We start from the raw sequence: 8,944 nt of genomic DNA on the forward strand, positions 1-8,944 counted from the left end.
GACAAAGGATTTTGGCTTTCTTATTTTATGAAGATTCTCGTCGTTATGTTTTCTTATGAAGACAGCCGTCGCAATTCCCCTTAAGAAATCAAGGAAAAGGAAAATCAATGTTTTCTTAAGAGGAAGTTGCTTTCATGCCTTTTTTTATTTCAAATACATTTTAGGAAAAAGATGGGCTGCTATATTTCACAAGCAGCAATTCCACAGCCAAGTCTTCTGCTATACGGCCACTTTTGATATCCAGATCTGTTTCCAAACAATCTGCCAATGCCTGCTCTAGTTCCTTTATGGAAAAACTTTTGCTCTGGCGGAGATAATCCCGTACCGCAAAATCCCGCACTTCCAGTCTGCTTGCAATCTCTGCCTGCGCAGCCCCTTCTGCCGAAAGCAATGCACTGCCCAAAATCATACGGAACTGTCTGGTCAGCAATGACAGCACCATATAAGGCGATTCTTTCAAAGACAGCAGATTGGAATAAATGGAAATGGCTTTTTCTGTCTTTTTCTCCCCCATTGCCCGCACCAGCTCAAAGACTTTTGCTTCCAAGGAAACAGAACATACAGCGGAAATATCTTCCTGGGTGATTTCTCCTGTGCCATCTTTATAGGCAATGAGTTTATCCATTTCCCGCTGGAGGTTTTCCATGCTGTTATCTGTTGTCCGCAGCAACAATACTGCCATGGCTTCTGAAAGCTGTACACCACCAGAAGCACATGTTTTCCGCAGCCAGGTGATGATTTCTTTTTCTTTCAGAGGTGCAAACTCCACAACCTGCCCTTCTTTGGCAATGGTTTTATAGAGTTTGCCTGTCTTTTCCGCTTTTTCCTCCACAAAAAGAATGCAGGTGCTTTCCGGGCTATCCTTCAAAAACTCAACCAACCGTTCTCCCTCTTCTTTTCTGCCATTCCGATGGAAAAATTCACTGTTGCGAATAAGAACCAACCGCTTATCATTGAGAAAAGGCAGTGTTTCCGCAGCGTCCATAATGGTAGCCGCGGTTGCTTTTTTCCCTTCCAGTATATCCGAGTTCATACTCTCTGTTCCTGGCGGCAAAAGTGCCTGCACCAACGCTTCTTCATAATTTTTCATCAGATACGTTTCCGTACCATAAAACAAATAGCATTTATGGAATTGGTGTTCCTTCCATTGCTTCTTTAATTCTTTCATAAACCGGTTTCCTTTCTGCCGCCGTTGTCACTTCCGCCGTACCTTCAGGCGGTATGTTCACAACAACGCTTCCCATTTCATCGGTGCGGAGAATTTCTGCACCACAGGCAGACAAACGTTCCAGCACTTCCTGGTGGGGATGTCCGTACAGATTATTGGTACCACAGGAAATCACTGCTGTTTCAGGAGTTAATGCCTGCAAAAAAGATTCTGTGGACGCCGTTTTAGAACCATGATGGCTGACTTTCAAAATATCTGTTTCCTCAATCAGATTATTCCGTTCCAGCAATGATTCTTGTTTTGCCTCCAAATCTCCCGTAAACAAAACAGATGTATCGCCATAAACATAACGCAGAACCAGAGAACGCTCGTTTTCAGATTCCGCTGTCTGATCCACATAAATAGGAAACAGACATTTCATTTCTCCAAAAGCTTCACTGCGGATCATATCCCCATGCTTCATAGTATATAACGAAATCTGATTTTTTTCCACGATTTCCTGCAACTGCTCCTCCATCTGCACATCCACAGCTTCCATGGCAGAAACATAAACGCCCTCAACCGGCATATCATTCAGCAATTCCAGAATACCCATGCTATGGTCACTGTCCAGATGGCTAAGGAAAACAGCATCAATCTGTGTCACACCTTTCGATGCCAAGTAGGGTTCTAATATGGTCGTACCTGTGTTTTCCCCAAGTTCTTTGTTGTATTTTCCACCACCATCAATGACGATAGCACGGTGGTCGTAAGTCGTCAAAACAGTGCAGTCCCCCTGCCCCACATCCAAAAATGCCAGTGTATTTCTATGCCACAAGAGCCGGTTTCCTAACAGCATCACCAAAAGTAAAGCGGTACACACTGCTGTTCCCACGCGAAAACGCATTTGCGGGCGATAAAAACAAATCAAACAAACCAAGCCATAAAAACACAAAATCCCAATGACAGGCGGCTTTCCAACTGCCACATAACTATAGGGAATCATAGTTACCAGCTGGCATACTTTTTCGTAAATCTGAAAGATCACATAAACTGGTCCAGCCATAAAAACCCCCGCCGGCAGAAAAATCATACCACACAATGCTGCCAACATGGTACAGCCAAGCAATATCCCACTCAAAGGCAGTATCACAAGGTTAGCCAGTACGCTGACTGTGGAAATATGGTAAAAGTGATATGCTGCTACAGGCATGCCAAAGAGTGCGGCGAAAAAGGAAATCCCCATCATTTCACCAATCTTGCCATACCATGTATGACCTTTGGGTATCACATGGGAACCCACATAAATACCCAGAACTGACAGAAAAGATAATTGAAAACCGGCGCTCCACAAATAAAAGGGATTTACTAACAAAATCACTAGCGCCGCCAATGCAATGGAATTGAGCCATTCATGACGTTGGTATATTATCTGCCCCAAACAAACCAGAGAAATCATGACCATCGCCCTTACAGAGGAAGGTGAAAAGCCTGTGAGAAACAGAAAAGCCATGCAGATACACAATGTCACTGCCGCTGTTTTCCGTTGGGATTGATGCAATATCCGCCGCAATATGACAGATATGTAGAACGCCAGTAAAGACATATGCAAACCAGAAATACATAATATATGAGTCACACCCGCCTGCGTATAAAGTTCCTCTATACCAGCGTCAATGTCATCCCGATCTCCTGTAATCATAGCTTCTGCCAATGCCCTTTCTTTTTGCGGCAGTATGGTTTCTAAAACATTTTTTACTCTATGGTTCCAAGCCGCCGCAATGGTGCCTGCTGTATTATGATGTTCCCCTGTTTTTTCCAGAGATTCCGGGAACATTTTGCAGTCATATCCTTCTGCATTCAAATACAGATATTCGTTATACCCACTGAAAATATCTCCATGGTCAAAGGGCTGCGCACTGCCAGAAAACGTGATTTCTTCCCCTTCTGTAAATGTCCCTCGATCCATATCAATCATATAAACCTTTTGATCTTTGTGAATCTCTCCCGTTGCTGTTCCTGTCAAATCCGCACATACTGTCAGCTTCGGATAACCGCCGGAAGTTCTCTCCACTTTTGCCACATATCCTTCTCCTGTCACAGAAACGGGCGAGGCTGATACAAAATTTTCCGCCCCATGATAGCTTGTCAGCAGAAAGCCCAGAGGAAATGCCAGCAGAAGAAGCAAATACCCTTTTCTTCTTATCTTTATCACAATATATGACCCACAAACAATGCACAAAAAAATACAGACCAGGCATACCAATAAAGATATACCCAGTCTGCAATAAATGCCACATATCATGAAAATCAATATCCAAAGTGCCGGTCGTTTCATTGCTTATTCTGTAAACGGATGGTCTGTAAACTTTCTACTGCCGTAAAAGGTGTACTAAAATCCAATACGCCTTTATAATCTTCTATTTTTTCCCCTTCCATAAGGAACTGAACTTTATCCACTTCTTCCAGCTCACAAAGGGAATTTACAATGGAATAAACTGTTACAACATCGTTGATATTCGCCGTTGCGGTTTTCATCAGGAAATCCTGACTCAAGTTCACATAACAAATACCATCTTTCGTTGTGGTAACATCCCGAATCTTTGTATCAGCCGGAACCGTAGGATAATATCCTTTTTCCAAAGGACCTGCGATGAGCTGTTCCAAAATGGTTTTTTCCCTTGCCTGGTTGGCATTGACTTCCACCACGCGGTCCTCAATCTGAAAATCTGTGCCATCTGCATTGGTAAAATATAGTTTCAAGATGGCATATTCCGTTGTTTCCGCCGGAACATCTCCGTCAATGCGGACATTCTCCCGATTCATAACACCAATCTCTTTCCCCTGCTGGTTCCGCAAAGAACGTCCTTCCACTGTCAGTTCCACATTATCAATCATATCCAAAGAAGTCAACGTCCAGACGATTGCAGAACGGCAGACAACTTCCTGCGCATTGTCCAATGCTAGATAAGAAGAAGAAACATCTACCACTGCTTTTTTATCCTCCAGTTGTACAGACAAAAACTCCACTTCCGCCGGAACAGCAGTAACCATTCCGTCCTTTTTCGGGTCTTCTTTCATACGTTCCAGCAAATGAAATGCCATGTTGGACGTTTCTGTTTCCTGGGGTACATTTGTACGCACTTCCTTTAAGGAATTATTCGCTGATACCAGATAATACACTTCTGCATCTGCCATACCGGAGGTGCCTAATTTGCTTCCCAGCAAAAACAAACAGGGAAGCAGGATTATGCAGACAATCACGACAAGTGCAAGATGCAAAAGCCATTTTTTCTTTTTCATCAGCCGCAATCACTTCCTTCCCTGTAAAGTCTGCTGTATCTCTGTTTCTGATTAGCTATTTTGGTGCAGAGGAATCCGCATCTGGATAGAAGTACCTTCCTCTTCCTTACTGTTGACCTTGATGCTGCCGTTATGCATCATCACAGTGGCGTAAGTAATGGAAAGCCCCAGACCTGTTCCTCCGGTTTCTCTGTCACGTGTCTTATCCACGCGATAAAAACGTTCAAAAATACGATTGATCTCATCCTCAGGAATGCCAATCCCTGTATCGGTAACGGTAATAAATGCATTTTGATGGTCTGCATCCAATACCACTGTCACATTGCCGCCTTCTGGTGTATATTTGATGGCATTATCCACCAGATTGGAGATGGCAAGGGTCAGTTTCATCTCATCTGCTTCTGCCAGCACCTCTTTTTCCTTGCTGTAATGAATCTGGATTTGTTTCGCCGCTGCAAGGGGTGTCATACGTTTGATGATGTCCTCCATGACCTTATTCAGATCTGTTTCCGCAAAGTTCAGCGGAATTTCTTTCTGATCCAGTTTTACCAATGTCAGCAAATCATTGATGATGGCAGACATACGGTCGATTTCGGAGTTTATGTCATGCAAAAATTCTACATACATTTCCTTCGGCACTTCTTCCTGAAGGAGAATGGATTCACTCAATACCTTGATGGAACTCAGTGGTGTTTTCAATTCATGGGATACATTGGAAACAAACTGCTGACGGCTGGAATCCACTTTTTCCAGCTGGTCTGCCATATGGTTACATGCAAGCGCCAGATCCACAATTTCGTTATGAGTCTGGTTCTTGATTTCCAGACGCTGTTCCAAATGACCTTCTGCCATTTTCTGAATGACTTTGATCATACGTTTCAGCGGCTCTGTAAACATTTTGGACATGATAATCATCACAATGATGACAATAACCAGAAGTGTAACCATCATGATATAGGCTTTGCTTGCAATGTCGCCTACTGTCGCATCCACGTCCTGCAAAGAATCCGCAATAAACACGACGCCATCATGCTGACTGCCACTGCCCACAATAGATGCAGCCGCATAAACAGTGCCGTTTCTCTGTTCTCTGGCAACATCCTTATCCTGAAGGGCTTCCAAAACTTCTGGTACCAGATAGGTTTTGCCTACTTCTTCATACCCGGTATCATATACCACCCGGGCGGAAGCATCCAACACAAGCACACGAAAATCCTCATCCTGACTGGTCTTCAGCACCATCTCTTCCAGACTTTCCTGATTTTCCGCGTTGGTAAAAAAGTCATAAGAAGCAAGCTGCCCAGCAATGACATTGGCTTCGCTGAGAAGTTCTTTTTTTCGTTCTTCTACAAAATATCCCTGAATGGAATGCAGTATGGTGTTTGCCATCAGAAGCAGAGGAATGACCCCGATGATGACATAAGTCACCAACAACACCCATCGCAGGCTGATAAAAGGTGCCTCTCGTTTCTTAGTTAAAATAGTAACCAACTCCCCATTTTGTAAAGATATATTTGGGTTCACTTGGATTTGCTTCTATTTTTTCGCGCAGGCGACGCACATGTACATCCACTGTACGCACATCGCCGGGATAATCATATCCCCATACGGTATCCAACAGTTTTTCACGGCTGTAAACCTTTCCGGGATTTTCCATGAGCAGTTCCAACAGGTCAAATTCTTTGGCTGTCAAATTCACTTCTTTACCATTGATGAATACCCGGCGGCTGTCATAAGCCAGTTCCAAATCACGCGCTTTCAGCACGTTTTTTGCCTGAGGTTCCGCTGTCACTTTCTTTACGCTGCGGCGCAGAATTGCTTTGATTCTCGCTTTCAGCTCCAGAATGTTAAAAGGTTTTGTGATATAGTCATCAGCGCCGTATTCCAGCCCCATAATCTTGTCCATATCTTCCCCTTTTGCTGTTACCATGATGATGGGAATCTGAGAAAATTCACGCACCTGCTGGCAAACCTGCAAACCGTCCATTTTGGGCAGCATGACATCCAGCACCACCAGATCGAAATTTCCTTCTTTGATATATTGCAGCGCTTCTTCCCCATCGTAAGCTGCTGTTACTTCCATTCCATCCTGTTCCAATGAAAATTTGATTCCTTTGACAATCAGTTTTTCATCGTCCACTACCAAAATATGATACGCCATTTTGCCCTTTCCTCCTGTTCTAAATCTAATCTACGGTAAGCTCTCCTGCAATCTTCGCATAAGTCTTTTCCCCGATGCCTTTTACATTTTGAATGTCTTCGATCTTCGTAAAAGGACCGTTTTCTTCACGATATGTCAAAATCCTTTCTGCCATTTTCTCACCAATGCCATCCAAAAGCATCAATTCTTCTTTGCTTGCCGTATTTAGGTTAATCGCATCATCCACTGCAATTTCCACTGTTTCCACCGCAGGTGCCGTTTCTTGTATCACCTTTCCGTCATAATACAAATGACTGTACCAGAAGCCCGATGCCAGCAGAAAAATCGCAGCCAGTGTCACTTTCCATCTTTCTTGTTTCATAAAACATACCCTCTTGGCAATATTTTAAGAAAAAATTTGTTTTTATTTTTGATTGTTTTCTGGTATACTTTTAAAGATATGGTATGCAGAACACATTCCCATACTTTTTTTATTTTACCACAAAAACAAAAATTATCAAAGTAGGAGAATATTATGAAGCACAAAATTTTCAGCCTGATCCTTGCAGCGACACTTCTTTTCACCGCTGCGTTTCCAGCATATGCAACAGAAACAGAAGGAACCGAAACAGAAACGACTGAATCCACAACAACAAATACCGATGGAACATCCACAGATATCACTTCCGATGAACTGTCGCTGACAGCGGAATCTGCCATATTGATGGATGCCACCACCGGTAAAATATTGTACGAGAAAAACAGCCGCACCAAACAGTATCCTGCCAGCATCACAAAGCTGATGACCATTCTGCTGGCACTGGAACATGGCAGTCTGGAGGATGAGATCACCTTTTCTCACGATGCCGTATTCAGCATCGAACCTGGAAGCGCTCATATTGCCATTCAGGAAGGGGAAATCCTGACACTGGAGCAAGTGCTTTATGGTATCATGCTCCGTTCTGCCAATGAGTGTGCCAACGCTGCAGCAGAATATGTAGATGGTTCTCTGGAAAAATTTGCGGAGCATATGACAGCCAGAGCCAAGGAATTGGGATGCGAAAACACAAACTTTGTCAATGCCAACGGTTTGTTTGACGAAAACCATTACACCACCGCTTATGATATGGCACTGATCGCACAGGAACTACTGAAAAATGAAACCTACCGCAGCATGATGTCCAACACTTATTATGTGATTCCTCCCACCAACAAACAGCCGGAGGAACGACCTCTTCACGGACAGCATCAGATGCTTAACGAAAGTTCCCTGTATTATTACGAATATGCCGAAGGCGGCAAAACAGGCTACACTGTAGAAGCCCAGAACACACTGGTGACCTATGCCAAACAGGGAGACACCGAACTCATTGCCGTTGTACTGAAATGTAATGGCGCACAGCATTATGTAGATACAAAAGCATTGTTTGATTACGGCTTTGCCAATTACCAGACAGTAAAAGCATTCTCTGCGGCAGATTTGACACAGAATGTGGCAATCACAGAAACATACAAAGACAAAACCACTACACTGGATAGCATCACAGCGGCACCTGCCAGTGATGTTTATGTGACCATTCCCAAAAATGCAACCATTGAAAGCATCACAAAAGCTGTTGACTGTCCAGAAAGTGCTTCCGTTCCCGTTGCTGTCGGCGACAAACTAGGTACCGTTGTACTTTCCATGGATGGAGAAGCTCTTGCCACTGTCGATCTGACTGCACAAAAGGAAGTAAAAGCTACCACTGACGAAGAACGTGCGGCGCAGGCAGCGGCAGCCAGAAATAAAATCTTGAAACGCATTGCCATTGGTGTTGGTATTGTATTTGGCATTTTAGTTGTTGTTTTCTGCTGCTGCAGATACATCGGCTACCAGAGACGGGAACGCCGCCGTGCCATGAGAAAAGCCAAACGTCAGGAACGTTTGAGACAGCATCATTCCCACACTTTCAGACATAAAAGATAACTAAATGATAAAAAGAAGGCTCCATAAGTGCCATCTTCATAAGAAAACAAAAAAGCTGAGATCCTTATCATAATGAACTGAACCCAAAAAGTTAGACAATATTTTCAAATTAAAATTGTTTAAGAAGCCAGAAGGGCTTGTTGTCTGTAAATTGCAGGTGGCAAGCCCTTTAACTTTGCTTTGATTCGATGGTTATTATAATAATCTAAATATTCCACCAGTTCCTGCTTGAAATGTTCCATAGATTGAAACTGTTGAAGATAGAGAAGTTCGCTCTTGAGCAATCCAAAGAAATTTTCCATGACAGCATTGTCCAGACAGTTACCCTTTCGGCTCATACTTTGCCGGATTCCTTTTTGTTTGAGCATTTGGCGGTAATATTTGTTTT

The 8,944-nt window shown here is 43.4% G+C and carries 8 protein-coding genes; 1 reads left to right on the forward strand and 7 read right to left on the reverse strand.

What is annotated here, in order from left to right:
• Window positions 1-160: 160 nt before the first annotated feature.
• The 6 genes from holA to BUB35_RS04135 form a co-directional block, all read right to left on the reverse strand.
• Window positions 161-1,168 carry a DNA polymerase III subunit delta gene (gene holA / locus BUB35_RS04110; protein ID WP_072849433.1) on the reverse strand — a complete coding sequence of 336 codons (1,008 nt, stop codon included), beginning with the start codon at window positions 1,166-1,168 and terminating at the stop codon, window positions 161-163.
• Window positions 1,125-3,362, reverse strand: coding sequence for a DNA internalization-related competence protein ComEC/Rec2 (locus BUB35_RS04115; RefSeq protein ID WP_159432859.1), 2,238 nt, complete (start codon window positions 3,360-3,362; stop codon window positions 1,125-1,127). Before BUB35_RS04115 ends, holA begins: the two co-directional genes overlap by 44 nt.
• A 119-nt stretch (window positions 3,363-3,481) precedes the next feature.
• The gene (locus tag BUB35_RS04120; protein ID WP_072849437.1) at window positions 3,482-4,450 is read right to left on the reverse strand and encodes a GerMN domain-containing protein; all 969 of its coding nucleotides are present in this window, start codon (window positions 4,448-4,450) and stop codon (window positions 3,482-3,484) included.
• 51 nt (window positions 4,451-4,501) lie between these two features.
• Window positions 4,502-5,974 (reverse strand): sensor histidine kinase, encoded by a 1,473-nt coding sequence (locus BUB35_RS04125; RefSeq protein WP_143710766.1) that lies wholly within the window; start codon window positions 5,972-5,974, stop codon window positions 4,502-4,504.
• A complete protein-coding gene (locus BUB35_RS04130; RefSeq protein ID WP_072849439.1) occupies window positions 5,922-6,611 on the reverse strand; it encodes a response regulator transcription factor in 690 nt (229 codons plus the stop codon). Before BUB35_RS04130 ends, BUB35_RS04125 begins: the two co-directional genes overlap by 53 nt.
• Window positions 6,612-6,636: 25 nt before the next feature.
• A complete protein-coding gene (locus BUB35_RS04135) occupies window positions 6,637-6,972 on the reverse strand; it encodes a ComEA family DNA-binding protein (protein ID WP_072849441.1) in 336 nt (111 codons plus the stop codon).
• A 153-nt stretch (window positions 6,973-7,125) separates the two neighbouring features.
• Between BUB35_RS04135 and BUB35_RS04140 the strand changes: the two genes are divergently transcribed.
• Window positions 7,126-8,556, forward strand: coding sequence for a D-alanyl-D-alanine carboxypeptidase family protein (locus tag BUB35_RS04140; RefSeq protein ID WP_072849443.1), 1,431 nt, complete (start codon window positions 7,126-7,128; stop codon window positions 8,554-8,556).
• 119 nt (window positions 8,557-8,675) lie between these two features.
• Here BUB35_RS04140 and BUB35_RS04145 read toward each other — a convergent pair.
• Window positions 8,676-8,944: IS3 family transposase (locus BUB35_RS04145; RefSeq protein ID WP_143158937.1), on the reverse strand; the 269-nt coding region annotated here is incomplete at its 5' end.

The sequence above is a fragment of the Anaerotignum lactatifermentans DSM 14214 genome, from assembly GCF_900142265.1.
Taxonomy (GTDB): domain Bacteria; phylum Bacillota; class Clostridia; order Lachnospirales; family Anaerotignaceae; genus Anaerotignum; species Anaerotignum lactatifermentans.

What these genes read in the sequence shown, in the direction of transcription:
- holA (WP_072849433.1), bottom strand. Translation starts at nt 1,168, where the DNA reads ATGAAAGAATTAAAGAAGCAATGGAAGGAACACCAATTCCATAAATGC.
- BUB35_RS04120 (WP_072849437.1), bottom strand. Translation starts at nt 4,450, where the DNA reads ATGAAAAAGAAAAAATGGCTTTTGCATCTTGCACTTGTCGTGATTGTC.
- BUB35_RS04130 (WP_072849439.1), bottom strand. Translation starts at nt 6,611, where the DNA reads ATGGCGTATCATATTTTGGTAGTGGACGATGAAAAACTGATTGTCAAA.
- BUB35_RS04135 (WP_072849441.1), bottom strand. Translation starts at nt 6,972, where the DNA reads ATGAAACAAGAAAGATGGAAAGTGACACTGGCTGCGATTTTTCTGCTG.
- BUB35_RS04140 (WP_072849443.1), top strand. Translation starts at nt 7,126, where the DNA reads ATGAAGCACAAAATTTTCAGCCTGATCCTTGCAGCGACACTTCTTTTC.